Genomic DNA, 24,075 nt, shown 5'->3' with positions numbered 1-24,075 from the left:
GGACCGTTCAGCGGCCGCCGCCCGACATTTCGACGCCATTGACCGCGACCGGGCCGATGCCGAAGCGCGCCGCCTTGCGCCGCGCCAGAAAGCGCGGACGGCGGTGGCGCAGGAAGGAGTGCTGCCGGCGCATGTGGAACGGCCCCAGCGCCACGGCGCCAAGCTGCGGATAAGGCTCACAGACCGAGCCGTCGGCGGCCATCAGCAGCAGCGGCAACCCGGTCGAGCGGCCGATGGAGCGCCAGACGGCCACAGCCTCGTCCTCGTCGATGACGGCGACCACCAGGTTGCGCCCGCCGCCTGCGGTGAGAAACACCTCGAAAAGCATCGATGCAGGATCATGGCTCTGAAGCCGGAGCCCGACGCCCTGCCAGGCTGCGCCCTCGCGGATGATCCGGACGCCTTCCAGGCGCTTCAGCGGAGCGGACCAGTCGATCAGGGCGGCCGGAGCCGCCGCAACCGGGTCGCGCTCATTCTCGCGGGCCGGGCCGATCTGGATGAGCGGGTCTGGCCGCGTGTGGCGGCCAGACCCGTATGCCGGCGCATTGTTCGCCATTTGAAGCCTCGTTTTCCCTGAAGGCGGGCCGCTTTTTTTGAGGTGCGGCCTCGCTCTTGCAGGCAAACCATGCGCGCAGCAGGTGGCCATGGGCTTAAGGCATTGCGTTAAGGGGGCGTTGCGCCGGGGCTTTCCCCGCACATGCTTGACGGATGCTTATCGGCTTGCCGGAAAGCGCGTTCCAGCCGTAAAGAGGCCGATGACCTGTTCCGTGCTCGAACGCCTGCCCGAACTTGCCGCCATGGCGCACCGATCGGCGGTGGCGGCAGGGGAGATGGCGATGCGCCATTTCAACCCCGGCGCCGCCACTTCGGCCCGTGTCTGGACAAAGCAGGGCGGCTCGCCCGTCACCGAGGCGGACACCAGCGTCGATGCCTTCCTCAAGGTGAGCTGCGCCATGGCGCTGCCCGAGGCGGGCTGGCTTTCGGAAGAGACGGCCGATGATCCGGCGCGCCTGACGCGGAGCCTGGTCTGGGTGGTGGACCCGATCGACGGCACGCGCGCCTTCATGGCCGGCGTGCCGGATTGGTGCGTCTGCGTGGCGCTGCTGCTCGACAACGAGCCCGTCCTTGGCGTCGTCCACGCGCCGGCCATCGGCATGACCTACCAGGCCATCGCCGGACAGGGCGCCACTGGCAATGGCATGAAAATCATCGCCTCCGTTCCCGGAAAAGGCGCCGCGCCCAGGCTTGCGGGCCCCAAGCCCATGCTGGACGCTCTGGCGCCAGGCTATCCGCTGGAGCCGCAGCCCAGGGTTCCATCGCTGGCGCTGCGCATCGCCCGCATCGCTGATGGCTCGCTCCACGGCGGGCTTGTCTCGGCCGACAGCCGTGACTGGGACCTCGCCGCCGCCGATCTCATCTTGCGCGAGGCGGGCGGCCTGCTGACCAGCCTCGATGGCGCGAAGCTGCGCTACAACCGCGAGCGGCCCGTGCACGCCACACTCGTTGCGGCGGGCCAGGCGCTGCATCCGGGCCTGCTCGAGGCCGCCGCCGCCATGCGGGAGGCCAGCTTCGGGCGGCGCTGAGGCGCGCCCGCTTGGCCACCTGAACCTTGGCCTGAAGCATCGCAAATCCCCCTCGCAAGCGCAGGCGGGATAGGCTATCTCGCAGGCGTCCGCCCTTCGACCGCACGGAACGCCCATGACCGAAGCCGCCGCCAGGCAATTGCCCCACCTCGTCTTCGGCGGGGAACTCACCCATCTCGACGGCGTCGAGTTCAAGGACCTGTCAAAGCTCGACATCGTCGGGGTGTTCCCCAACTATGCCAGCGCCCACGCCGCCTGGAAGGCCAAGGCGCAGGCCACCGTGGACAATGCCCATATGCGCTACTTCGTGGTGCACCTGCACCGGCTGCTTGATCCCTCCAGGGCCGGCTGAGGGCTGGGGCCCCGTGGCGCTCGCGATCCTCAAGAAGCCCCTGTTGCAGGAGGCGCTCGGCCGCCTGCTCGCGGGCTATCTCAAGCTCGTGCGCCGCACCAACCGCATCATCATCGAGCCCGAGGGCGTCTATGAGCGATGCGTCAGGCCAGACCTGCCGGTGATCGTGGCCATGTGGCATGGCCAGCATCTGATGGTGCCCTTCGGGCGGCCCGAGTGGATGCCTGCCAGCTCTCTGGTCTCGCGCCATGGCGATGGCGAGTTCAACGCGATCGCGCTGCGCGAACTGGGCATCGGCACCATCCGCGGCTCCGGCGCACATGGCCGCAAGGTGCGCGAGAAGGGCGGGGCCAGCGCCTTCTTCGCGATGGTCAGGGCGATCATGCAGGGGCAGACCATGGTGCTCACAGCCGATGTGCCAAAGGTGGCCCGCGTGGCCGGGACGGGCATCGTCAAGCTGGCGCAGGTCACGGGGCGGCCGATCTATCCGGTGGCCGTGGTCACCAGCCGGCGCTACAGCGCGTCGAACTGGGACGCGACGACGATTGGCCTGCCCTTCGGCCGATGCGGCATCGTGGTGGGAGACGCTATCCATATCGCGCGCGAGGCCGATGCCGGCATGATCGAAGCGGCGCGGCGGGCGGTCGAACTTGGACTGGATGCCGTTCATGAACGGGCCTTCGCCCTTGTCGGCCGCGAAGACCCCGCCGCGCACCTCATCGCGCCCAACCGGCAGCGCGCCGGCGCCACGGCCGGGCGCGCCGCAGCCATGCCATCATGATGGCGCCCGCATGAGAAGCCCCTGGCAACTCAAGGCCTACCGGATGGCGACGCGCCTGGCCCAGCCGGCCGCAGGCCTCATCCTCGGCCACAGGCTCAAGAAGGGCAAGGAAGACCCAGCGCGCCTCGGCGAGCGCAAGGGCGTGCCCGGCCGCAAGCGCCCCGATGGCAGGCTGGTCTGGATCCACGGCGCAAGCGTGGGCGAAACCATCTCCATGACGCCGATCGTCGAGCGGCTGATGGCGCGTGGCTACACGGTGCTTGTCACATCGGGCACGCTGACCTCGGCCCGCGTGATGGCGGAGCGGCTGCCCGCCGCCTCGATCCACCAGTTCATTCCGCTCGATGCACCCGGCTTCATGCGCAGTTTCCTCCGCTACTGGCGGCCCGATGTGGGCCTGATCGCCGAGTCCGAGCTTTGGCCCAACATGCTGATCGAGGCGGGCGAGGCCGGCATTCCGCTGATGCTGCTCAACGGAAGGATGTCCGAGCGCTCTTATGAACGGTGGTCGCGCCAGCCGGCGATGGCGCGGGCCCTGCTCGCGCGTTTCGATGTGGTGATGGCGCAGTCGCGGCTGGACGGCGAGCGCTACTCGCGCCTCGGCGCGCCGCGCATCGCGCTTGGCGGCAACCTCAAGTATGACGTCTCGCCCCCGCCCGCAGACCCGGCCATGCTCGCGCTGCTCGAGGGCGCCACCGGCGGCCGGCCGATCTGGATCGCGGCGAGCACGCATCCGGGCGAGGACCAGTTCATCATCAACGCGCACCGGCGGGTGGCGGAGCGCCTGCCGAAGCTGCTCACCATCCTCGCGCCCCGACATCCGCAGCGCGGCGCTGACATCGAGGCTCTGGCGCGCTCCATGGGCGTCGCCACCGGTCGCCGCTCGCTCGGCGACGTGCCGGACAGCGCGGTGGACCTTTATGTCGCCGACACGGTGGGCGAGCTGGGCCTGTTCTACAGGCTGGCGCCGATTGCCTATCTCGGCGGCTCGCTCGTGCCCCATGGCGGGCAGAACCCTATTGAGCCGGCCAAGCTGGGCGCGGCCATCCTGCATGGGCCGCATGTGCACAACTTCACCGATGTCTATGCCTCGCTCAACGAAAAGGGCGGCGCGGTGAAGACGCCGGACGCCGGCGCCCTTGCCGGGCAGTTGCTGCACTGGCTCAGCCATCCGTCCGAGGCGCGGGGCGCGGGGCGGCAGGCGGGGCAGATCGTGGGCGAGTTCACCGGCGCCGCCGACCGCGTGATGACAGCGCTCGACCCGCTGCTGGCGCGCGCCGCACTCGCCCGGGCGGAGGCCTGATGAAGCCGCCCGGCTTCTGGTGGCGGGCCGATGTCACCGCAGCCGCGCTCGCCCTGTCGGCGATCGGCGCGCTCTATGGCCGGATCACTGCGGCCCGGATGCGGCGGCAGGGCGCGTCCCCGCCCTGCCCTCTGATCTGCATAGGCAACTTCACGACCGGCGGCTCGGGCAAGACCCCGGCCGCGATCCATGTCGCCCAGCGGCTCATGGCGCGGGGGGAGCGGCCTGTCTTCCTCACGCGCGGCTATGGCGCGCGGGTCAATGCCGCAATGCGTGTCGAGCCCGGGCGCCACGGCGCTGGGCAGGCCGGCGACGAGCCGTTGCTGCTCGCGCGCGTGGCGCCCACGATCGTCTCGCCCGACCGCGTGGCGGGCGCCCGTATGGCGGCCGAGGCCGGCGCAAGCGTCATCATCATGGATGACGGGCTGCAGAACCCAGCCCTTTCCAAGTCGCTCTCCATCGCGGTCATCGACGCCGCAACCGGCTTCGGCAACGGGCTCTGCTTTCCGGCCGGGCCGCTGCGCGCGCCTGTGGCGGCCCAGCAGCCGTTCATTGCAGCGGCTCTGATCATCGGCGATGGCGAGGCCGGGACGCGCGCGGCGGCTGCCCTCGGCCGCAACCCCGGCGCGACGCCGCTCCTGCGGGGACGGCTTGAACCGGCGCCGGAGGCCGCTTCACGGCTTGCTGGCCGGCGCGTGATCGCCATGGCGGGGATCGGGCTGCCCGCCAAGTTCATCGCCACGCTCGAGGCTTGCGGCGCCGAGGTGGCGGAGCGGCATCTGGTGGCGGACCATGCGCCCTATGGCGCGGATGAACTCGCGGCGCTGGCGAGCCGCGCCGCGACGCGCGGGCTGATGGTGGCCACAACCGAGAAGGACGAGGCCCGCATCGGCGCCGCCATGCCGCAGGCGCTGCGCGAGCGGCTGATCGTGGTGCCGGTGAGCCTTGCGCTGACGGATGGAGCGGATGTGCTCGAAGCGCTGCTTGACGAGGCGCTGATGGACCCGGCGCGTCTGCGGGATTGAAGCCCGCCGCTCAGCCGGCCTTGCCCTGCTGGCGCACGCGCTGCAGCACCGCCTCGGGCGAGGCGTAAGGCTCGTTGAGGTCCACCGACCAGTAGCGCAGATCCTCGAGCAGTATGCGCACGCCGGTGACGGCGCAGCGCACGAACTGCCCCTGGCGGATCACGACGAATTCCCCGTCGCCGTAATCAAGCACCGCTTCCTGGCCGCCAAGCAGAGGGGGTTCATGCCGGTTCATGCCTGTATCCTTGCGAGCTGCCGCTCCGTTTCAGCCGTCGATTGCTCGGCCCCAAACCCTGCCATCTGGCCGCGCATGGGTTTTTTGACGGGCCAGACGCTCTCCATCACGCCAAAATGGGAAAACACGCTTGCCCTTCTCATGGCAAGGATGAAAATGGGGCATGAGACTGGAAAAGCTCCAGCCCGCAGGTCCCTCGATGACGTCGCCATGCTCCTGACCCTGCTTCGCCGTCCCGAACGGGGCGGAACGATCGCTGATCGGGCTCCTGAAAGCCGCAAGGCCCGTGGCGCGGGCGCTCGCCTCGTGGCGCAGGCAATGGCGGCCCTGTTCGTGATGCTTCCCCTTGGCGCGCTTCCCCTTGCGGCCTCGGCGCAGACGCTGGTGCGCGTGCCCGGCGAGGATGTGGAGCTGACAGCGGTTTTGTATCAGCCGGACGGGCCGGGGCCGCATCCGGGCGTGATCGCGCTGCATGGCTGCGGCGGCCTGTTCAATTCATCCGGCGCGCCCTCCGCGCGCCATGCCGACTGGGGCCAGATGCTGGCCAGGGCCGGCTTCATGGTGCTGATGCCCGACAGCTTCCGTTCGCGCGGGCTGGGCGCGCAATGCGGCATCGTCAGCCGCACGGTGCGCGCCAGCCGCGAGCGCGTGGCCGACGTGCTGGCCGCGAAGGCCTGGCTGCAAGCGCGCAGCGACGTGAAGAGCAGCGCGATCTCGCTGATCGGCTGGTCCAATGGCGGCGCCACCGTGCTCGCCGCCGTCCGGCGCGACCGCAGGCCGGCCGATGGCCGCCCGGACATCGCCCGCGCCGTCGCCTTCTATCCCGGTTGCCGCTCGCAGGTGGAGTCGCCCCAGTTCAGCGCGCGGCTGCCGCTGCTGATCCTGATCGGCGAGGCCGATGACTGGACGCCGGCGGCGCCCTGCCAGGCGCTGGCGAAGGCGGCCGTCGCGCGCGGCGAGGCGGTGGAGATCAAGCTCTACAAGAACGCCTTTCACGATTTCGACCACCCGCAGCGGCGGCTGACCGAGCGCACCGATCTTGCATTCTCAGCCCGGGGCGACGGCAGGGCCACCGCCGGCACCAACCCCGAAGCGCGGGCGGACGCGCTGGTGCGCGTGCCGGCCTTCCTCGCGCGCTAGGCGGCATGCGCCGCACCACCCGGCTCAACCCCGCCGATCCTTGAAGAAATCGCGCAGCAGCGCCGCAGCCTCGGCTTCGGCAAGGCCGCCATAGACCTCCGGCGCGTGGTGGCAGGTCGGCGCCGCATAGAGCCTGACGCCGCTTTCGACCGCGCCGCCCTTGGGGTCAGCCGCGCCGAAATAGAGCCGGCGGATGCGGGCAAACGAGATCGCCCCCGCGCACATCGGGCAGGGCTCGAGCGTGACGTGAAGATCGCAGCCGTTGAGCCGCTCCTCGCCCAGCGCCTCGCAGGCCATGCGGATGGCCAGCATCTCGGCATGGGCCGTGGGGTCGCCCAGCTCGCGCGTGCGGTTGCCGGCCGCGGCGATGACGATGCCCGCCCGCGTGATGACTGCCCCGACGGGCACTTCGCCGCGGCCCGCGGCGGCCTGGGCCTCGGCTAGCGCCTGCTGCATCGGCGAGGGGGTGGCTGGCGCTGGCATGGGCGGTTTCGGGATTTTTCTCGCAGGACGGGGAAAAGCCTGATACCACGCGCGACCTGCACAGATAAGCCGAAGACGCCGCCATGATGGCTGCGGGGCCTCGGCGACAGCGCCTCAACCGCCAGTGATCCAGCCATGAGCGACGACGACAACAGACGTGGACCGCGCGGACCGCGCAAACCCGGCGGCGGCGGCGGGCGCGACAAGGGCGGGCGTGATGGCGGCGGCTTCAAGGGCGGCGGCTTCAAGGCCGGGCCACGTGGCCCGGGCGGCTTCAAGGGCACCGGCGCTCGCGGCGAGTTTCGCAGCGAGTTTCGCGGCGAAGGCCGGGACGCACCGCGCGGCGAAGGCCGGGCCGCACCGCGTGGCGAGAGCTACAGGCCGTCAGGCTTCAGGCCCGTGGGCGCGCAGGATGCCTCGGGCTTCCGCGACGCGCCGGGGGCAGCGGAGCGTCCGCCGCGCGAGCGCCGCGAGGATGGCGAGCGCCAGCCCCGCCGCGCGCGCGAGGACCGGCCCGGGCGCGCCGCGTCAGAGCGTCCGCGCTCATCCTCGCGCCCTGAGCGGCGGCCTTTCCTGCCGCGCGAAGGCCGGCCCGAGCGGCTGGCCTCGCCCGAGAAGGAGGGCGGCGTCGAGCGCATCGCCAAGGTGATCGCACGCGCCGGCGTCGCCTCGCGCCGCGAGGCCGAGGAGATGATCGAACAGGGCCGCGTCACGGTGAATGGCGAGCGCATCGCTTCGCCCGCGCTGGATGTGGCGCCGGATGCGCGCATCACGGTGGACGGGGAGGCGCTGCCGGCGCGCGAGCGCACACGGCTGTGGCTCTATCACAAACCGTCGGGCCTCGTATCGACCAACCATGATCCCGAGGGCCGCACCACGCTGTTCGAGACGCTGCCGGAGGATCTGCCGCGCGTCATCACGGTCGGCCGGCTCGACATCAACACCGAGGGCCTGCTGCTGCTGACCAATGATGGCGGCCTCGCCCGCGTCATCGGGCACCCCGAAACCGGCTGGCTGCGCCGCTACCGCGTGCGCGCCTATGGCGAGATCACGCAGGACAAGCTCGATGCCGTGCGCGGCGGCGTGACCATCGACGGCGAGAACTTCGGGGCTGTCATCGCCACCCGCGACCGGCAGGTGGGCGACAACACCTGGCTCACGGTGGATCTGCGCGAGGGCAAGAACCGCGAGGTCAAGCGCGTGCTCGAGCATCTCGGGCTTGTGGTGAACCGGCTCATCCGCATTTCGTTCGGGCCGTTCCAGCTCGGCGACCTTGCAGAAGGCGAGGTCGAGGAGGTGCGCACCCGCGTGCTCCGCGACCAGCTCGGCGACCAGCTCGCCAGCATTGCAGGCGTGGATTTCGACGCGCCGGTGCGCAACGAGAACCGGCTCGACCGGCCCCATCCGCATGAGGAGCCGCGCCAGGACGCGCGCGGCGGCCGTGGCCGCCCCGCGGCAGCAGGGCGCGAGGAGCGCGGCCCGCGCCAGCGCTTCGACCGCGAACGCACGCCGGAGGGTCGCACGCCCGAAAAGCCCGCCCGTCCCCGCCGCGAAGGCGCCTATCATCGCGCCCGGGAGGAAGGCGGCGACGCGCCGCGCGACATCCTGCTGCGCGCCGAGGAAGGGCGTGGCGCTATCTGGCGCGACGAGGAGACGACCGGCCTCAAACCACGCCGGACCGGCCCGCGTCGCGGCGCTGATCCGCGCGAGGAACGCAGCGAACGCGCCGCGCGCGATGCGGCCGGCGGACGCGAGCGCGTCCGCGCCAGGCCCATCGAGGACCCCAAAGGGCGCCGCATCACGGTCGAGCGCGTCAGCGGGCCCTCCCCCGACCTGCCGCGCAAGCCGCGCTACACCCGCGCCGATTTCGCTGCGCCATCCGGCGAGGAGCGCCCCTTCCGGCGGCCCCGCACCGAGGAGGGCGGCGAGGACCGCAGGCCCGCCCGCGCCCCAAGGGGCGATGTCCAGTCGCGTCCGCCAAGAGCGAATCCCGAGGGGCGTTCGCCAAGAGCGAATCCCGAGGGGCGTCCGCCCCGTGGACCCAGCGACCGGCCAGAGCGCGCCGGTGGCGACAGGCCCTTCAAGCCGCGCTACGACGGCGGCGCACGCGGCGCGGGCGAGGGCTTCAAGCCGCGTGGGCCACGCCAGGATTTCGGCGACAGGCCGCCCCGCAAGAGCTTCGACGACCGCGCTCCACGCAAGAGCTTCGACGACCGCGCTCCGCGCAAGGCGTTTGAAGACCGCGCTCCGCGCAAGGCGTTTGAAGACCGCGCTCCGCGCAAGGCGTTTGAAGACCGCGCTCCGCGCAAGGCGTTTGAAGACCGCGCTCCGCGCAAGGCGTTTGAAGACCGCGCTCCGCGCAAGGCGTTTGAAGACCGCGCTCCGCGCAAGGCGTTTGAAGACCGCGCTCCGCGCTCTGGGGAGGAACGCAGCTTCCGGCCGCGTCCAGACGGCGACAGGCCGCAGCGCGGCTTCCGCGAGGGCGGGCGCAAGGAGGGCGGCGGCTTTGGCGCCAAGCCCTTCGGCAAGGATGGCGCATCGCGCGGCGGGCCGGGTCGCTCCGGTCCCGCGCGCAGCCCCGCTCGCGGCGGTGACGACAAGCCGCGCGGGCCGCGCAAGCCGCGCTCCTGACGGTGTGAGCGGTGCGGATTGTCGGCGGCACCTTGCGCGGACGCAGCCTGGCCGGGCCCAGGCCCGGCACGCTCGGCATTCGTCCGACCTCGGACAGGATGCGCGAGAGCCTGTTCAACATCCTTGCGCACAGGCCGGGCATCGCGTTCGAGGGCGCGCGGGTGCTCGATCTTTTCGCGGGAACCGGCGCCCTCTCCTTCGAGGCGATATCGCGCGGCGCAGCCTTTGCGCTGCTGGTCGATGACGGCACGGAGGCGCGCGGATTGATCCGGGCCAACCAGGAAGCGCTCGGGCTGGGTGGCTCAACGCGCGTCTATCGCCGCGACGCTACGCGCCTGGGAGCCATTTCCGGCATGGAGCCGTTCGATCTCGCATTCTGCGATCCGCCCTACCGCAAGGGCCTTGGCGAACTGGCGCTGGCCTCGGCCCGCGAGGGAGGCTGGTTGCGGCCCGGCGCTCTCGTTCTCTGGGAAGAGGCGGCCGATGCAACGCCCACCCTCCCTGCCGGTTTTTCCATGACGGAAGAGCGCGCCTATGGCGAAAGCTGCGTGCGCTTTCTTTCCCCCGTCTGAAAGCGCGCGCCATGCTTGCAACCATCCTCGATGTCGTCGCCCTCGTCAGCGCGCTCGCTGCGGCGGTGCTGTGGTGGCGCGCCTCGGGCGCGATGGTGCGCCGCATCAGCATCAAGGAACAGCTCGACGCGCAGGACTTCAACCGCATCGTCACGGCGATGAAGCGCTCGCAGATCCTCAACCGGCGCGCGGCCCTGGCGACAGCGCTCTCGGCGCTGGCGATCGCGGCGAAATACGCGCATGACCTGTTTCTCGCCGGCTAGCTGGGGACGGCATCAGCGTCGCCCGAACAGCCGCTCGATGTCGTCGAGCTTCAGCTCCACATAGGTCGGCCGGCCATGGTTGCACTGGCCGGAGCCCGCGGTCGCCTCCATCTCGCGCAGCAGCGCGTCCATCTCCTCGGGGCGCAGGCGGCGGCCGGCGCGGATGGAATGATGGCACGCCATGGTGGCCAGCACATGGTCGCGCCGCTGCTCGATGGCGCCGGTCCCGCCTTCCGCCAGAGCGGCGGCGACATCCTCGACAAGGCGGCGCAGGTTGCCGCCCGCCAGTTCAGCCGGCGCCTCGCGCAGCAGGATTGCGCCGGGCCCAAAGGCCTCGATGACGAGGCCGAGCCCGGCAAGCTCCTCGGCTGAAGCGGTCAGGCGGTCAGCCTCGACCGGGTCAAGCTCCACCACCTCAGGCACCAGCAGCAACTGCCGCGCGATGCCGCGCCCGGCCCGCGCAGCCTTGAGCCGCTCATAGACAAGTCGCTCATGGGCAGCGTGCTGATCGACCAGGATCACGCCATCGCGCGTCTGCGCCACGATGTAGGTCTCGTGCAGCTGCGCCCGCGCCGCGCCCAGCGGCCGGTCGATGCGCCCGGCCATGGCCTCTCCATCGGCCCGCACATCGGCGGAGGGCTGGCCAAGCTGGCCCAGATCAGGCAAGCGCGGCGCTGCGCCATAAGCGCCGCCCTCGCCGAAGCCGGCTGCCGGCTGGCCCGGCTGCGCGGGAACCGGGAGTGGCTGCGGCGGCATGCCGTTCCAGCCGAAGCCGGGAGCCGGCCTGTGGGGCTGGAAGAGGCCGCGCATGGCGGCGAGCGTGCGCGCGCCGCCCGTGGTGGCGGCGCGATGGCCTGCCCTCGCGATGGCTTCACGCAGCGCGCCGATGATGAGGCCACGCACCAGCGCCGGATCACGGAAGCGCACCTCGGTCTTGGCCGGATGGACGTTGACATCCACCAGCCGCGGCTCGCAGGCGATGTCGAGCGCAAGAACCGGCCAGCGGTCGGAAGCCAGCACATCGGCATAGGCGCCGCGCACTGCGCCTGTGAGCAGGCGATCGCGCACCGGTCGGCCGTTGACCGACAGGTGGATGGCCTGCGCACTGGCGCGGTGGAAGGTGGGCAGGCCCGCAGCGCCATGGATGCGGAAGCCCTCGCGGGCGGCATCCACCGCGATGCAATTGTCGGGGAAGTCGCGACCGAGGATGCGCGCGAGGCGAGACAGGCGGCCCGCTTCGCCGGGCTGCTCCGCCGGGCACTGGAAGGGGGTCAGGCCATCGCCCGACAGCGTGAAGCGGACATGCGGATGGCACAGCGCCAGCCGGCGCACCATCTCGGCGACGGCGAGGGCCTCGGAGCGGTCCGATTTGAGGAACTTCAACCGCGCGGGCGTCGCAAAGAACAGGTCGGTGACCTCGATGCGCGTGCCTTGCGCGGCGGCGGCCGGGCGCACCTCGCCCTTGGCGCCCGCCTCCACGGTGATGGCCGAGCCCATCGCCGCGCCCGCCCGCCGCGTCACGATGTCGAGCCGCGCCACCGAGCCGATCGAGGGCAGGGCCTCGCCCCTGAAGCCCAGCGTGGCGATGGCGAAGAGATCGCCGCTGGGGAGCTTGGAGGTGGCGTGGCGCTCGACCGCGAGCACAAGATCATCGGGCGACATGCCCGCGCCGTCATCCACGACGCGGATCAGCCGGCGGCCGCCCGCTTCGATGACGATGTCGATGGAGCGCGCCCCGGCGTCCAGCGCGTTCTCCACCAGTTCCTTGACGGCTGCGGCAGGCCGCTCGATGACCTCGCCGGCGGCGATCTGATCGACGAGGACCGGCTCGAGGCGACGGACGGCCAGGGCGGCCATGGCCGGGATCAACCCAGGCCCACTGGCTGCCCGACTGCGATCACCAGCTGGCGGTCCTCGCCATAGAGGCGCCCGGCGACGCGGCGCGCATCCTCCATCGTCACGGCGCGGAACAGGTCGTTGCGCTTGACGGTATAGTCGATCTCGAGGCCGTTGACCGCGAAGGAGAGGAGCTGACTGGCGATCTTGCTGGAGGTGTCGAAGCGCAGCGGGAAGGAGCCGATCAGGTAATCCTTCGCGGCGGCCAGCTCCTCGGCCGTCGGGCCATGGGCGGCGAGCGAGCGCATCTCGGCGCGCATCACCTCAAGCGACTCGGCCACCCGGTCATTCTTGGTGGCGGTCCCGCCGGCATGGAAGGCGGCGTGGCGCATCGGCACCAGCGCGCTCGACACGCCATAGGCAAGGCCGCGCTTCTCACGAACCTCCATGAACAGGCGCGAGGTGAAGGCCGAGCCGCCAAGGATGTGATTGACGATTTCGGCGGCAATGAAGTCGGGGTCCTCGCGGAACAGGCCGGGCGCGCCATAGCGCAGCGCGGTCTGCGGCACATCCATCGGCACGATCTCGACATGGCCGAGCCGGCCGAGGCTGGTCATGGCCACGGGCGCAAGCTGCGAGGCCGCCGGCAGAGGCCCGAATGCGGCATCGAGGGCGGCCGCCAGCTCGGCGGGGCCGATGTCGCCCACCGCGACGATGCGCAGGGCCTGGCGGTTGAACAGCCGGCCGGTCAACGCGCGCAGGTCCGCGCCCGTGACCGCAGCCACGCTGTCGAGCGAGCCGCGGGCCTGGTTGCCATAGGGGTGGCCGGCGAAGCCAAGCTGCGAGAACATGCGCCGCGCGATCGCGTCAGGGTCCTGCTGCTCGCGGCGCAGCCCGGCGCTGACCTGAGCCTTGACGCGCGCCACCGCGTCATCGTCGAAGCGTGGCTTCTGCAGGGCGAGGCCCAGGAGGCGGAACGCCTCGCCGCGATGCTGCGAAAGGGTCTTGAGGAAACCCCGGAAATCATCGCGGTCGGTGGAGAAGCTGAGTTCGATGGCATGATCGGCGAGCGCGTTCTGGAAGGCCTCGGCGTCCATGTCGCCTGCGCCCTCGTCAAGCAGCCCAGAGACGAGATTCAGCGCGCCGGCCTTGCCTTCGGGATCATGGACGGCGCCGTTGACGAAGGCGAAATCCAGCGCGATCAGAGGCAGGTTGCGGTCCTCGACCAGCCAGGCGGTGACCCCGCAATCGGCAGTCACAGTCGAGATGCGAGGGCCTGTCTTCACATGCGCGTTCATGACGGACTTCCAGAATGATGGCTTTGAGGGTGGCGCTGCCGTGCCCCCGTGGGCATCAGGCGTTCATCAGGCGCCCGGTGACGCCGCGCCTGAGATCGACATGGGCGCGCGCCGCAGCGACGACCTGCCCGGCGGTGACGGCTTCGAGCCGCTCGGGCCAGCGCTCGATATCCTCGATGCTGTCGCCGACCGCGAGGGAGGAGCCGTAGAGCCGCGCAAGGCTCGACTGGCTATCGCGCGCATAGATGGTGTCGGCCACAAGCCGCGTGCGCGAGCGGCGCAATTCGGCCTCCGTCGGGCCGCTGGCGAGGAAACGCTCGACGGCAAGGTTCAGCGCGGCCTCGAGCGCCTCCAGCGTGACGCCAGGGCTGGGCACTGCCGAGAGCGATATGCGGCCTGAATCCAGCATCGAGCCCCAGTAGGAGCCGCTGACATTGGAGGCCACGCCCCCTTCCACGACCAGATCGCGGTAGAGCCGGGAGGTCGCGCCGCCGCCCATGATGTCGAGGGCCAGATCCAGCGCGAAGGCTTCATCGCCGGTTGCCCTGCCATAGCTCGGCGCGGCGAACTGGCGATAAAGGATCGGCTGGCGCACGCGGGCATCGGCCACGGTGACGGTGCGGGCGGCGCGCGCCGGGGGCTCGACGAGGCGTCGGCCCACGGGCGCTGCGCCCGTGGGCGCGATCGGCCCGTAGATGCGCTCCGCGAGGGGCCGCACCTCATCGACGTCGGTGTCGCCCGCCACCACGAGGATGGCGTTGTCGGGCGTGTAGAAGCGCCGGTAATAGGCGAAGGCATCGGCGTGCTGGAGATCGGAAATCTCATGCTCCCAGCCGATGATCGGCAGGCCATAGGGATGGTGCGTGAACAGCGCGGCGGTCATTTCCTCGGAAAGCTGCGCGCCAGGGTCGGCGTCGACGCGCATCCGCCGTTCTTCGAGCACGACATCGCGCTCGGGCGCCACCACATCCTCGTCGAAGGCGAGGCCGGTCATGCGGTCCGCCTCATAGTCCATCACGGCGGCGAGATGCTCGCGGGCCACGCGCTGGAAATAGGCGGTGTAGTCATAGGAGGTGAACGCGTTCTCCTGCCCGCCAAGGGCCGCGAGCGTCTTCGAGAAGACGCCGGCCGGATAGCGCGCCGTGCCCTTGAACATCAGATGCTCAAGGAAGTGCGCGATCCCCGACTTGCCGACCGGATCGTCGGCCGAGCCGTTGCAATACCAGACCATGTGCGTGACGACCGGCGCGCGCCGGTCAGGAATGACCACGACCTGAAGGCCGTTGGCGAGGTGGAAGGCGGTGGCGGTGGCTGGCTTGTCCAAGGACTTTCACATCTGTTGAGCGCGGCGCATGAGCCGCAAGGCAATGGGATCGATTGCAGGAGCGCCAGGTGCAAGGGCGAAGGTGGTCAGGAATGCGTGAGCGCGGCATGGACCCAGGAAAAACCCACGCCCTCCGGCAGGCTCGTCTTGCCTAACCAGAGCTTAACAACTGCATTTCAACCCAAACGGGCATGGCTGGCAAGCCCCTGCAAGGGATCGCCAGACGCAGCCAGGCCAAAAAATGTGCACAAACTGCTGCCCACGGCCGCGCCATCGCGGCCGCCTGTCGAACCGTCTCAGCGTCCGCGCGTGGCGAAATCGCGGGCGCCGCCGTCGCGCTTGTCGGCGATGCTGTCGGCCGGGGCCTCCCGCTCGGCACGCACACGCTGGGTGGCGGCGCGCAGCCCTGTCGGCGGATCGGTGAGCGAGCGGCGCGGCGGCTCGACGCCCAGAGGCATCTCGGCCTGGGCGGCGCGGCGGGTGTCGGCCTCGCGCATCATCTGCATCGGGGTGTAGTGGATCGAGCCTGCCTGCTGGTCATAGGCGTCGAAGCTGGCGCGGTTGCCGCGGGCGCGGATGCGGGTGAGTTCCTCGCCGCTCAGGCGAGCCTGCGTGTCGCCGCGGCGGATCTTTTCCTCGGCGAGCGCGGCCTGCGTCGCGGCGCGCGACTCCCGGCTGCGCGTGCTGTTGGGATCATTGGGCCAGTTTACGCTGTTGCGGCGCGTCTCCGCGTCCTGGGGCGCGGGCAGCGTGGACCGGGGCGGCACCACCAGCGGCGGACGATCACGATACTCGATGGCGGGGCGCTCGGGCGCGGTCAGGCCAATCGCCGAGAACAGCGCGCCGCCGAAGCCATCGGCCTGGGCAATGGCCGGAGCCGAAAAGCCCATCGAAAGAGCCATAGCCACCATGCAAACAGAAGACCCGCCAAGACGCATCGCGATCCATCCTCGTTCAATCGATCCGGACCGGCGGATGCCTCGCAGCCAAACATGGCGCCGTCAAGGCTTGCTCAACCGCCGGGCGCCGCACGATCCAATATCAGCGTGTCATACAGCAAGAGGATCACCCCGACAACAATGGCGGCATCGGCGATGTTGAAGACATACCAGCTCCACGCTCCCCAGTGCAGATGCACGAAATCCGCCACGGCTCCATATGCGATCCGGTCGATGACATTGCCCAGCGCTCCGCCCACGATGAGGCCCAGCGCCAGCGCCTCGCTGCGCCGTGCCGAGCGCCGCAGCCAGAGCGAAAGCCAGATCGAGGCCGCGATCGAAAGCCCAACCAGCGCCCAGCGACCCAGATCGTTCGACTGCTGGAACAGCCCGTAAGAAATGCCCCGGTTCCAGACCATCACGAATTCGAGGAAGGGCGCGAGCACCCAGGGCCCGGTGTCCTCCAGCCGGACCCAGAACAGGATCCAGAGCTTGGAGAGCTGATCGGCGAGGAAGACGCAGGCCGCCACCACCGAACCGAAGCGTGCGGGCGAGGCAGCCATCACGCCGTCGTCACGCCAAGCTCGCGCAGCGCCATGGCGTCGCGCGGGGTGATGTCGGGATAGGAGGGGTCAGCCGTGGCGGGGTCGAAATACCGCCAGGAGCGGGCGCATTTGATGCCGCCCGCCGGCTGGAAACGCACGGCCACGCCCCTGACGTCCTCGACGCGGAAGGCGTCGGCCGGCCCCTCGCCGGCAGTCAGGGTGATGCCGGAGGTGATGGCGATCTCGGCGAGGTCGACCCCCGCCAGCGCGCTCGCCAGCCCGGGATCGGCGATGAACAGCTCCGGAGCGGCCTCCAACGAAGAACCGATCACCTTGGCCGCGCGCTGGAGTTCGAGCGCGCCGGTGATGACGCGCCGCACGCGGCGGATCGCCTCCCAGCGCGAATCGAGCGCCTCGTCGCGCCACGAGGCCGGCACGTCGGGGAAGGTTTCCAGATGCACAGAGCCGCCGGCTTCCTTCACGGCGGGATAGCGCTCGAGCCAGGCTTCCTCGGCGGTGAAGACGAGGATGGGCGCAAGCCAGACCGCGATGCAGCGGAAGATATGATCGACCACGGTGAGCGACGAGCGGCGGACATGGCTGGATGCGGGATCGCAATAAAGAGCGTCCTTGCGCACGTCGAAATAGAAGGCCGAGAGATCGGCCGTCATGAACTGCGCCAGCAGCGCCACCACGCGCTTGTAGTCATAGGCGGCGTAGGCGGCGCGCACCTGGACGTCGAGTTCAGCCAGCCGGTGCAGCATCAGCCGCTCCATTTCGGGCATGGAGGCGGCATCCGTGACGCGGGCCGCCTCGTCGAAATGGGCGAGCGTGCCCAGCATCCAGCGGATGGTGTTGCGCAGCTTGCGGTAGGTTTCCTGCATGGTCTTGAGGATTTCGGGCCCGATGCGCTGATCGTCCGAGTAATCCACCGAGGCGACCCACAGGCGCAGGATGTCGGCGCCTGATTCCGCGATGATCTTCTGCGGCGCGACGACGTTGCCCAGCGATTTCGACATCTTCTGGCCCTTCTCGTCCATGGTGAAGCCATGGGTGAGGACCACATCGAAAGGCGGGCGGCCGCGCGTGCCGCAGCTCTCGATCAGAGATGAGTGGAACCAGCCGCGATGCTGGTCCGAGCCTTCGAGATACATCACCGTGTCGCGCCCGCCATCGACCTTGCGGCGCGTGCCGGCCAGATCAGGAAAATGCGCGGCATCCTCCAGCACATAGGCGTGGGTCGAGCCTGAATCGAACCAGACATCGAGCACGTCATTGACCTTCTCGAAGTCGGCGGCGGCAAAGCCGAACGGTGCGAGGAAGCGGCTGCCGTCGGCGCTGGCGAACCAGGCGTCGCCGCCTTCGGCCTCGAAAGCCTCGCCGATGGCATGGTTCACCCGCTCGTCGCGAAGGATCTCGCCTTCGCCAAGGCCGTGGGCCGGCAGGTCCCGCCTCGCCACGAAGACGGTGATGGGCACGCCCCAGGCGCGCTGGCGCGAGACGACCCAATCAGGCTTGGCCTCGATCATGCCGCGGATGCGGTTCTCGCCCGAGGCCGGCACCCATTGCGTGGCTCGGATGCCGGCGAGCGAGGCGTCGCGGAGGGTCTGGCCTGCCATGAACGGCTTGTCCATGGCGATGAACCATTGCGGCGTGTTGCGGAAGATCACGGGCTTCTTCGAGCGCCAGCTGTGCGGATACTGGTGCTTGAGGCGGCCGCGGGCAAAGAGGTTTCCGGCCTCGATCAGGGCCTTGATGACGGCCTCGTTGGCGTCGCCCTTCTCGCCCTTGCCGGTTATGACGGCGCTGCCCGCAAAGCCGGGGGCGTCCTTCGTGTAGGTGCCATCGGCGTCCACCGTGTAGGGGATGGCCGTGTCGATGCCCTTGGCGCGGAGCATCTGTTGCGTATCCGCCCGCATCCAGATGTCGAAGTCCTCGCGGCCATGGCCGGGGGCGGTGTGGACGAAGCCGGTGCCGGCATCATCGGTCACATGGTCGCCGTCGAGCAGGGGCACGTCGAAATCGTAGCCTTCGCCGGCGAGCGGGTGGGCGCAGGTGATGCCGCCAAGCAGGTCGGCAGGAACGTCCATCAGCCGGGTCGCAACGGCTTTCGCCTTGCCGAACACCTCGTCTGCTAGCTTGTCGGCGACGATGTAGCGCTTGCCGAGCGTGGCGAAGCTGCCATCAAGCAGCCCGGTCAATTCATAAAGACCATAGCCGATCCTGTTATTGAACGAGATCGCGCGATTGCCGGGGATGGTCCAGGGGGTGGTGGTCCAGATGAGGATGGAGGCGCTTTCAAGCGCTTGACGCGCGTTGGATGCATCCAGCACCGATTCCCCAATTCCGAGAATACCAGTTACGCCCACCGCAGAGCCATACTTGCGCACCGGAAACGCCACCCAGACCATGTCGCTCTGGTAGTCGTGGTATTCGATCTCGGCCTCGGCCAGCGCGGTGCGCTCGACGACGCTCCACATCACCGGCTTGGAGCCGCGATAGAGCAGGCCGTTGGTGGCAAACTTCATGATCTCGCGCGCGATCTGCGCTTCGGCGGGGTAGCTCATGGTCAGGTAGGGCTTGTCCCAGTCGCCCTCGACGCCGAGGCGCTTGAACTGCTCGCGCTGCACGCCGACCCAGTGCTCGGCGAAGGCGCGGCACTCCTTGCGGAACTCGATGATCGGCACCTCGTCCTTGTTCTTGCCCCTGGCGCGATACTGCTCCTCGATCTTCCATTCGATGGGCAGGCCGTGGCAGTCCCAGCCGGGCACGTAGTTGCTGTCATGGCCCGCCATCTGCGCGCCGCGCACCACGAGGTCCTTGAGGATCTTGTTGAGCGCATGGCCGATGTGGATGTCGCCATTGGCGTAGGGCGGTCCGTCATGCAGCACGAAGCGGTCGCGGCCCCTGGCGGCCTTGCGCAGGCGGGCATAGAGCCCCGTCTCCTGCCAGCGGGCAAGCAGGCGCGGTTCGAGATTGGGCAGGCCCGCGCGCATGGGGAACCCGGTCTGCGGCAGGTTCAGCGTCTGCGAGTAGTCGCGCGTGGCGGGTGTGTCAGGAACGTCCGTCATGGTCTTTTCGCTTGTCTGCCGCGCTCATGGACCAGAGGCGGCCCGTAACGCCGGGCTGCGCCGGGATCAGCGCTCTCATGGGCCATTGGGGCGGCTGTTGCAAGAATCGGCTGTTGCAAGAATCGGCTGGATGGAAAGGGCTGGATGGAAAGTGCTGCGTGCATGGACTTGCGGGGCCGAGCCGGCGCCGTCGATCATCCCGGCCCGTCGGCGCCGTTCAGGCGCGAGGGGCCGGGCGCATAATTCGCGAAGCGAGGCGAAAGGCGCTTTCCATGGCGCGCCTGTAGCAGCTTCGCGCCGGCCTTGCCAAGGCGAAGCGCCGTCTCGACCTCAGGCCGCCTTGATGGTGGAGATGTGCTGGCCGACAGCCTGGCGCAGCATGTCGGCATTGCGCATCACCGTTTCGGCTGCGCTATCCAGCTCGCCCGCCGCGCTCAAGGCGCTGCGCTTGGAGGCCTGGTCCACGGCGACGATGGCGTTGGTCATCTCGGCGCTGGAGCTTGCGGCGTCCGAGATCGAGCGCGCGATTTCCAGTGTGGCGGCGCCCTGCTGCTCGACCGCGCCGGCTATGGAGATCGTGATTCGGTCGATCATGGCGATGGTCTCGCCGATGCCGCCGATGGCGCCGACGGCCTGGTGGGTGGCGCCCTGCATTTCCGCGACCTGGCGGCGGATCTCGTCCGTGGCGCGCGCGGTCTGGCTGGCGAGTTGCTTGACCTCCTGCGCCACCACGGCGAAGCCGCGCCCCGCCTCGCCGGCGCGGGCGGCCTCGATGGTGGCGTTGAGCGCGAGCAGGTTTGTCTGCTCGGCGATGGAGGTGATGAGCTTCACCACCTCGCCGATGCGGGTGGATGAGGCGGCGAGGATGCCGACAAGTTCGCGCGTTGTGTCCATGGCAGCGACGGCCTCGGCGGTGACCGAGGAGCCCTGGCTGATCTGGTGGGAAATGTCGGCGATCACGGAATTGAGCTGGTCTGCGGCGGCGGCCGCAATCCGCACGCTGTCGGCGGACCCGGCCGAGGCCGCCGAGGCCGCGCCGAGCTGCGAGGCTGTCATGTCGGCGGCCTGCCGGAGCTGCTCGGCATTGGCGCGCAGCAGCGTGGTGGTCTCGAGCACGCTGCACACCGACTGCTCCACGGACTGGTTGAGATGGCGCGCGGCATCCGCGATGTGCTCGGCGCGCTGCATGCGCTCGCTGGTTTGGCGGGCCTCTTCCTCCGTCATCATTTCCTTCTCGACCAGCGAGGCGCGAAGCAGCTCGATGGAGCGGGCCATGTCGCCGAAGACATCCTTGCGGTCGCGATAACCCACCATACTGGAGAGCTTGCCGCGCGCCAGCTCGCGGATCGACCCGGCCAGCGGGCCGAGCGGGTTCAGGCTCCGGCTCATCATGATGAAGCCGACCGCGCCGCCAAGCAAAGCCAGGAAGGCCGAGCCGATCATGATGGCGCTGTCGATGCCGTTGGCCATCGCCTGCAACTCGTACTTGCGGGCGCCGACATTGAGGATGCCGCTCACCGCGCCGTTGGGCGTGACGATGGGCACATACTGATCGAGATAGGCGACGCCATGCAGACTGGTCTCGCCCAGATACAGCAGGCCGGAACGCACCGCCGCGAAGGCCGGAGCCGCCGTGCCGAGATGGCCGCCGACCGCGCGCCCGCCATCGGGCCTGCGCACGGAGGTGCTGATGCGCTCGTAATCGCCGCGCTCGGGGTCCCAGCGGAAGATCGTGGCCTTCCCGCCAAGGATCTGGGCCACGGTGTCGACAAGGCGATGATCGGAGAAGCCCTCGACAGCGGGCATCCGGATGCGGTCCACGCCAAGCGGAGAATGCAGAACCTCGATGCCGGGCTGGGAGGTGCGCATCAGGTGCGCAGCCAGCTTCATAGCGTTGTTCTGGGCCTGGAAGCCGCTGCTCATGATGCTGGAATTGACGATCGACACGGAAAGCGCGCCAAGGCACGCCGCGCTGGCCATGATCAGCAGGATCACGCCGAGCGCCATCCTGACGTGCAGCGACATACCCGAGACAACAGGCCGCTTCATGAACCGACAGTCTCCACAGTGACGCGGAGCATGGGGCGATTACAGTTAACGTTCTGCAAACGAGTCGGCGGCAGGCCGCCCGGCGCGCAGGTCAGGGCTTAGCCGAGCATGCCGCGGGCGACCAGCGAATCGGCATCCATGCGGGCGATCAACGCATCCACCGAATCGAACTTCAGCTCGCCCCTGATCCAGCCGGCGAACTCGACCTCCACGGTGCGTCCATAAAGATCGCCGGCGTAATCGAATACATGGCTCTCGAGCCGCGGCGCGCCATCGTCGAAGGTCGGGCGGCGGCCGAAGCTGGCCACGCCGCCGCGCCAGGCGCCGTCGATCCGCAGGCGCACCGCATAGATGCCGTGCCGCAGCCGATTGTCGGGCGGCAGCGCCATGTTGGCGGTGGGATAGCCAAGGAGCCGGCCGCGCTTGTCGCCGTGCACGACCTCGGCCGCGATGCGCCAGCGGTGGCCGAGCAGCGCATTGGCCCGGGCCACATCGCCCTGCCCGAGCGCATCGCGGATGCGCGAGGAGGAGACGACGCCACCCTCCCCGTCCAGCACCGGCGCGGCCACCGAAACGAAGCGGCCCGCCGCCCGCAGCCGATCCCGCAGCATGTCGGCATCGCCTTCGCGGCTGCGGCCAAAGGCGAAGTCCCCGCCGATGACGACGCCGGCGACATCGATCTGTCCAAGCAGCAGCTCATCGATGAAGGAGGCGGCGCTGCGGGCGGCGAAGGGCTTGTCAAACGGCAGCTCGGCGATGGCCTCGCACCCATTCTCCGCCGCAAGGATGCGCCGCATCAGCGGCGTGGTGAGCCGGAATACGGGCTGATCCGGCCTGAAGACGCTGCGCGGATGCGGCTCGAAGGTGATCAGCCCCACCGCAAGGCGTTCAGCCCCGCCAGATTTCGTCCCACGGCCCTGAGCCGCCGCAAGCCTCGCCGCCTCGACCAGAAGCGCCTTGTGGCCGAGGTGGACGCCGTCGAAGTTGCCGATCGCCACCACCGCGCCGCGCAGGGGCGCGGGCGCTGCGCCCTCCCCGGTCCAGGCCGTGAGCGCACTTGCTGCAAGGGGGGAGAGTTCGCTCGACACGCTGTTGTCTTCCGGTTGGCGCTGAGGGCTGGTGACGCGATCAGGGCGCGGCGTCAAGCGCGGGGCGCGCGGCGGAACCTGCCCGGAGCCGCGCCGCGACAGGCACTTAACCCGATATCAACCGCGGGGGCGTATCTGCACAGGGAAGGCCTGCCTGGTGGGGCGAGTTGGGCCGATGGTCCGAGAACGTAGGGTCATGCACTGCACGGAGTGAGCCATGGCTCTTGACACATCGATGCCGATCCTGATCGTGGACGATTACCAGACCATGGTGCGCATCATCAAGAACCTGCTCAGGCAGCTCGGCTTCGAGAATGTCGACGACGCTGCGGACGGCGGCGCCGCGCTCGACAAGCTCAAGCAGAAGAAGTACGGCCTCGTGATCTCCGACTGGAACATGGAGCCGATGACGGGCTACGAGCTGCTGCGCCAGGTGCGCGCCGATGACGGCCTGCGCAACACGCCCTTCATCATGGTCACGGCTGAATCCAAGACCGAGAACGTCATCGCCGCCAAGAAGGCCGGCGTGAGCAATTACATCGTCAAGCCGTTCAACGCGCACACGCTGAAGTCGAAGATCGATGCGGTCTGCGGCGTCTGAGAAGGGCCGGTCTCACCAGCTCAGGCGCGGCATGACATAGGTCGGCTGGAAAGGCTGGGCCCTGAGCCAGTCGCCATGGTGGTCGCGCCAGTCCTGGCGGCCGACATCACCCCAGTGAATGCCATCGAGCAGCAGGATCGAGCGCACGCCGATGCCATGCGCTCCCGCGACATCGGTGCGGATCGCGTCGCCGATTCCCAAGACGCGCGCCAGATCGACGGGGCCGCCGCGCAGTTCGCCGGCGATGGCAAGCGCCTGCTCATAGACGGGGCGGTGCGGCTTGCCGGCGTAGATGGTCTCCCCGCCCAGCTTCTCGTAAACCTGCGCCATGGCCCCCGCGCAGGGGATCAGCCGATGGCCGCGCTCGACGATGAGATCAGGATTGGCGCAGATCATCGTCAGCCCGCGCGCGGCCATTGCGGCGAGAATGGCGGCATAGTCGTCCGGCGTCTCGCTCTCGTCGTCGGCGAACCCGGTGCAGACGCAGTATTCTGCATCCTCCACGCCGGCGCGCGGGGCATCAAGGCCAGCGAACAGCGTGTGGTCGCGCCCGGGGCCCAGATGCAGCAGCGGCTGGCCGGCGCGGGCTGTGATCATCTGGCGGGTCAGATCGCCGGAGGTTATGATGCGGTCGAAGGAGGACCGGGTCACGCCATAGCCAAGCAGCTGGGGGATGACATCGGGCGAGGGCCGCGGAGAATTCGACACCATGACGACGAGCCCGCCGCCCGCGCGATAGGTCTCCAGCGCCGCGCAGGCCGCAGGGTGCGCGCTCTGGCCATTGTGCACCACGCCCCAGACATCGCACAGCAGCACGTCGATGCCGCCAGCCAGTTCGCGCAAGCCGTCAACCAGCCGGGGCGCTGCGGCAACGCCATGTGCGGTGGCAGCGGACAAGTCAGGCATGGCAGGCTCCAGCGGCAGGATGCGGCTCGCGGTCAGTGGCCGAGCGGGCCG

At 69.5% G+C, this 24,075-nt stretch carries 22 protein-coding genes; 10 read left to right on the top strand and 12 right to left on the bottom strand.

What is annotated here, in order from left to right; all coding sequences use genetic code 11:
* Positions 1-7: 7 nt before the first annotated feature.
* Complete coding sequence (locus HEQ16_07575; GenBank protein ID MCO4053900.1) at positions 8-556, bottom strand: hypothetical protein; 549 nt, start codon at positions 554-556, stop codon at positions 8-10.
* Between the two features lie 199 nt (positions 557-755).
* On the opposite strand from HEQ16_07575, the gene HEQ16_07570 reads away from it, so the two are divergent.
* The 5 genes from HEQ16_07570 to HEQ16_07550 all read left to right on the top strand — a co-directional run bounded on the left by HEQ16_07570 (position 756) and on the right by HEQ16_07550 (position 5,044).
* Positions 756-1,583 (top strand): 3'(2'),5'-bisphosphate nucleotidase CysQ, encoded by an 828-nt coding sequence (locus HEQ16_07570; GenBank protein ID MCO4053899.1) that lies wholly within the window; start codon positions 756-758, stop codon positions 1,581-1,583.
* A 115-nt stretch (positions 1,584-1,698) separates the two neighbouring features.
* On the top strand, positions 1,699-1,935 hold the full coding sequence (locus HEQ16_07565; protein MCO4053898.1) for a DUF4170 domain-containing protein: 237 nt from the start codon (positions 1,699-1,701) through the stop codon (positions 1,933-1,935).
* Positions 1,871-2,716: a lysophospholipid acyltransferase family protein gene (locus tag HEQ16_07560; protein MCO4053897.1), complete on the top strand. Its 846-nt coding sequence runs from the start codon at positions 1,871-1,873 to the stop codon at positions 2,714-2,716. Before HEQ16_07565 ends, HEQ16_07560 begins: the two co-directional genes overlap by 65 nt.
* 10 nt (positions 2,717-2,726) lie before the next feature.
* A complete protein-coding gene (locus HEQ16_07555) occupies positions 2,727-4,019 on the top strand; it encodes a 3-deoxy-D-manno-octulosonic acid transferase (protein ID MCO4053896.1) in 1,293 nt (430 codons plus the stop codon).
* A complete protein-coding gene (locus tag HEQ16_07550; protein ID MCO4053895.1) occupies positions 4,019-5,044 on the top strand; it encodes a tetraacyldisaccharide 4'-kinase in 1,026 nt (341 codons plus the stop codon). The genes HEQ16_07555 and HEQ16_07550 overlap by 1 nt, the downstream gene beginning before the upstream one ends.
* A 10-nt stretch (positions 5,045-5,054) precedes the next feature.
* On the opposite strand, the gene HEQ16_07545 is transcribed toward HEQ16_07550, so the two are convergent.
* Positions 5,055-5,279 (bottom strand): DUF2093 domain-containing protein, encoded by a 225-nt coding sequence (locus HEQ16_07545; protein ID MCO4053894.1) that lies wholly within the window; start codon positions 5,277-5,279, stop codon positions 5,055-5,057.
* Between the two features lie 318 nt (positions 5,280-5,597).
* Between HEQ16_07545 and HEQ16_07540 the strand changes: the two genes are divergently transcribed.
* Complete coding sequence (locus HEQ16_07540; GenBank protein MCO4053893.1) at positions 5,598-6,419, top strand: dienelactone hydrolase family protein; 822 nt, start codon at positions 5,598-5,600, stop codon at positions 6,417-6,419.
* Positions 6,420-6,443: 24 nt separating this feature from the next.
* Here the strand turns inward: HEQ16_07540 and HEQ16_07535 are convergent, their stop codons facing one another.
* Positions 6,444-6,875: a nucleoside deaminase gene (locus tag HEQ16_07535; protein ID MCO4053892.1), complete on the bottom strand. Its 432-nt coding sequence runs from the start codon at positions 6,873-6,875 to the stop codon at positions 6,444-6,446.
* Positions 6,876-7,301: 426 nt separating this feature from the next.
* Between HEQ16_07535 and HEQ16_07530 the strand changes: the two genes are divergently transcribed.
* Genes HEQ16_07530 through HEQ16_07520 form a run of 3 tightly spaced genes read left to right on the top strand, consistent with a single transcriptional unit; the run spans position 7,302 to position 10,368 of the window.
* A complete protein-coding gene (locus HEQ16_07530) occupies positions 7,302-9,533 on the top strand; it encodes a pseudouridine synthase (GenBank protein ID MCO4053891.1) in 2,232 nt (743 codons plus the stop codon).
* A gap of 11 nt (positions 9,534-9,544) precedes the next feature.
* Positions 9,545-10,105, top strand: coding sequence for a 16S rRNA (guanine(966)-N(2))-methyltransferase RsmD (rsmD, locus tag HEQ16_07525; GenBank protein ID MCO4053890.1), 561 nt, complete (start codon positions 9,545-9,547; stop codon positions 10,103-10,105).
* A gap of 11 nt (positions 10,106-10,116) precedes the next feature.
* Complete coding sequence (locus tag HEQ16_07520) at positions 10,117-10,368, top strand: hypothetical protein (GenBank protein ID MCO4053889.1); 252 nt, start codon at positions 10,117-10,119, stop codon at positions 10,366-10,368.
* 12 nt (positions 10,369-10,380) lie between these two features.
* On the opposite strand, the gene mutL is transcribed toward HEQ16_07520, so the two are convergent.
* The 8 genes from mutL to HEQ16_07480 all read right to left on the bottom strand — a co-directional run bounded on the left by mutL (position 10,381) and on the right by HEQ16_07480 (position 22,517).
* Positions 10,381-12,225, bottom strand: coding sequence for a DNA mismatch repair endonuclease MutL (mutL, locus tag HEQ16_07515; GenBank protein MCO4053888.1), 1,845 nt, complete (start codon positions 12,223-12,225; stop codon positions 10,381-10,383).
* A gap of 8 nt (positions 12,226-12,233) precedes the next feature.
* Complete coding sequence (locus HEQ16_07510) at positions 12,234-13,502, bottom strand: insulinase family protein (GenBank protein ID MCO4053887.1); 1,269 nt, start codon at positions 13,500-13,502, stop codon at positions 12,234-12,236.
* Positions 13,503-13,557: 55 nt separating this feature from the next.
* Positions 13,558-14,733: an insulinase family protein gene (locus HEQ16_07505; GenBank protein MCO4053886.1), complete on the bottom strand. Its 1,176-nt coding sequence runs from the start codon at positions 14,731-14,733 to the stop codon at positions 13,558-13,560.
* A gap of 389 nt (positions 14,734-15,122) precedes the next feature.
* On the bottom strand, positions 15,123-15,716 hold the full coding sequence (locus tag HEQ16_07500; GenBank protein ID MCO4053885.1) for a hypothetical protein: 594 nt from the start codon (positions 15,714-15,716) through the stop codon (positions 15,123-15,125).
* Between the two features lie 122 nt (positions 15,717-15,838).
* The gene (locus tag HEQ16_07495) at positions 15,839-16,327 is read right to left on the bottom strand and encodes a signal peptidase II (GenBank protein ID MCO4053884.1); all 489 of its coding nucleotides are present in this window, start codon (positions 16,325-16,327) and stop codon (positions 15,839-15,841) included.
* The gene (locus HEQ16_07490; GenBank protein ID MCO4053883.1) at positions 16,327-19,380 is read right to left on the bottom strand and encodes an isoleucine--tRNA ligase; all 3,054 of its coding nucleotides are present in this window, start codon (positions 19,378-19,380) and stop codon (positions 16,327-16,329) included. The genes HEQ16_07495 and HEQ16_07490 overlap by 1 nt, the downstream gene beginning before the upstream one ends.
* 330 nt (positions 19,381-19,710) lie before the next feature.
* On the bottom strand, positions 19,711-21,429 hold the full coding sequence (locus tag HEQ16_07485; GenBank protein MCO4053882.1) for a methyl-accepting chemotaxis protein: 1,719 nt from the start codon (positions 21,427-21,429) through the stop codon (positions 19,711-19,713).
* A gap of 98 nt (positions 21,430-21,527) precedes the next feature.
* Positions 21,528-22,517 carry a bifunctional riboflavin kinase/FAD synthetase gene (locus tag HEQ16_07480; protein MCO4053881.1) on the bottom strand — a complete coding sequence of 330 codons (990 nt, stop codon included), beginning with the start codon at positions 22,515-22,517 and terminating at the stop codon, positions 21,528-21,530.
* Positions 22,518-22,734: 217 nt separating this feature from the next.
* Here HEQ16_07480 and HEQ16_07475 point away from each other — a divergent pair, with 217 nt between their 5' ends.
* On the top strand, positions 22,735-23,118 hold the full coding sequence (locus HEQ16_07475; GenBank protein ID MCO4053880.1) for a response regulator: 384 nt from the start codon (positions 22,735-22,737) through the stop codon (positions 23,116-23,118).
* Positions 23,119-23,130: 12 nt separating this feature from the next.
* Here the strand turns inward: HEQ16_07475 and HEQ16_07470 are convergent, their stop codons facing one another.
* Entirely contained in the window at positions 23,131-24,024 is an 894-nt protein-coding gene (locus tag HEQ16_07470) for a TIGR01459 family HAD-type hydrolase (protein MCO4053879.1), read from the bottom strand.
* Between the last annotated feature and the right edge of the window lie 51 nt (positions 24,025-24,075).

Origin of the sequence: Bosea sp. (in: a-proteobacteria), from assembly GCA_023910605.1 — a bacterium.
Classification (GTDB): domain Bacteria; phylum Pseudomonadota; class Alphaproteobacteria; order Rhizobiales; family Beijerinckiaceae; genus Allobosea.
The sequence above is the reverse complement of the archived record's forward strand: the minus strand, read 5'-3'. Positions and strand labels throughout refer to the sequence as shown.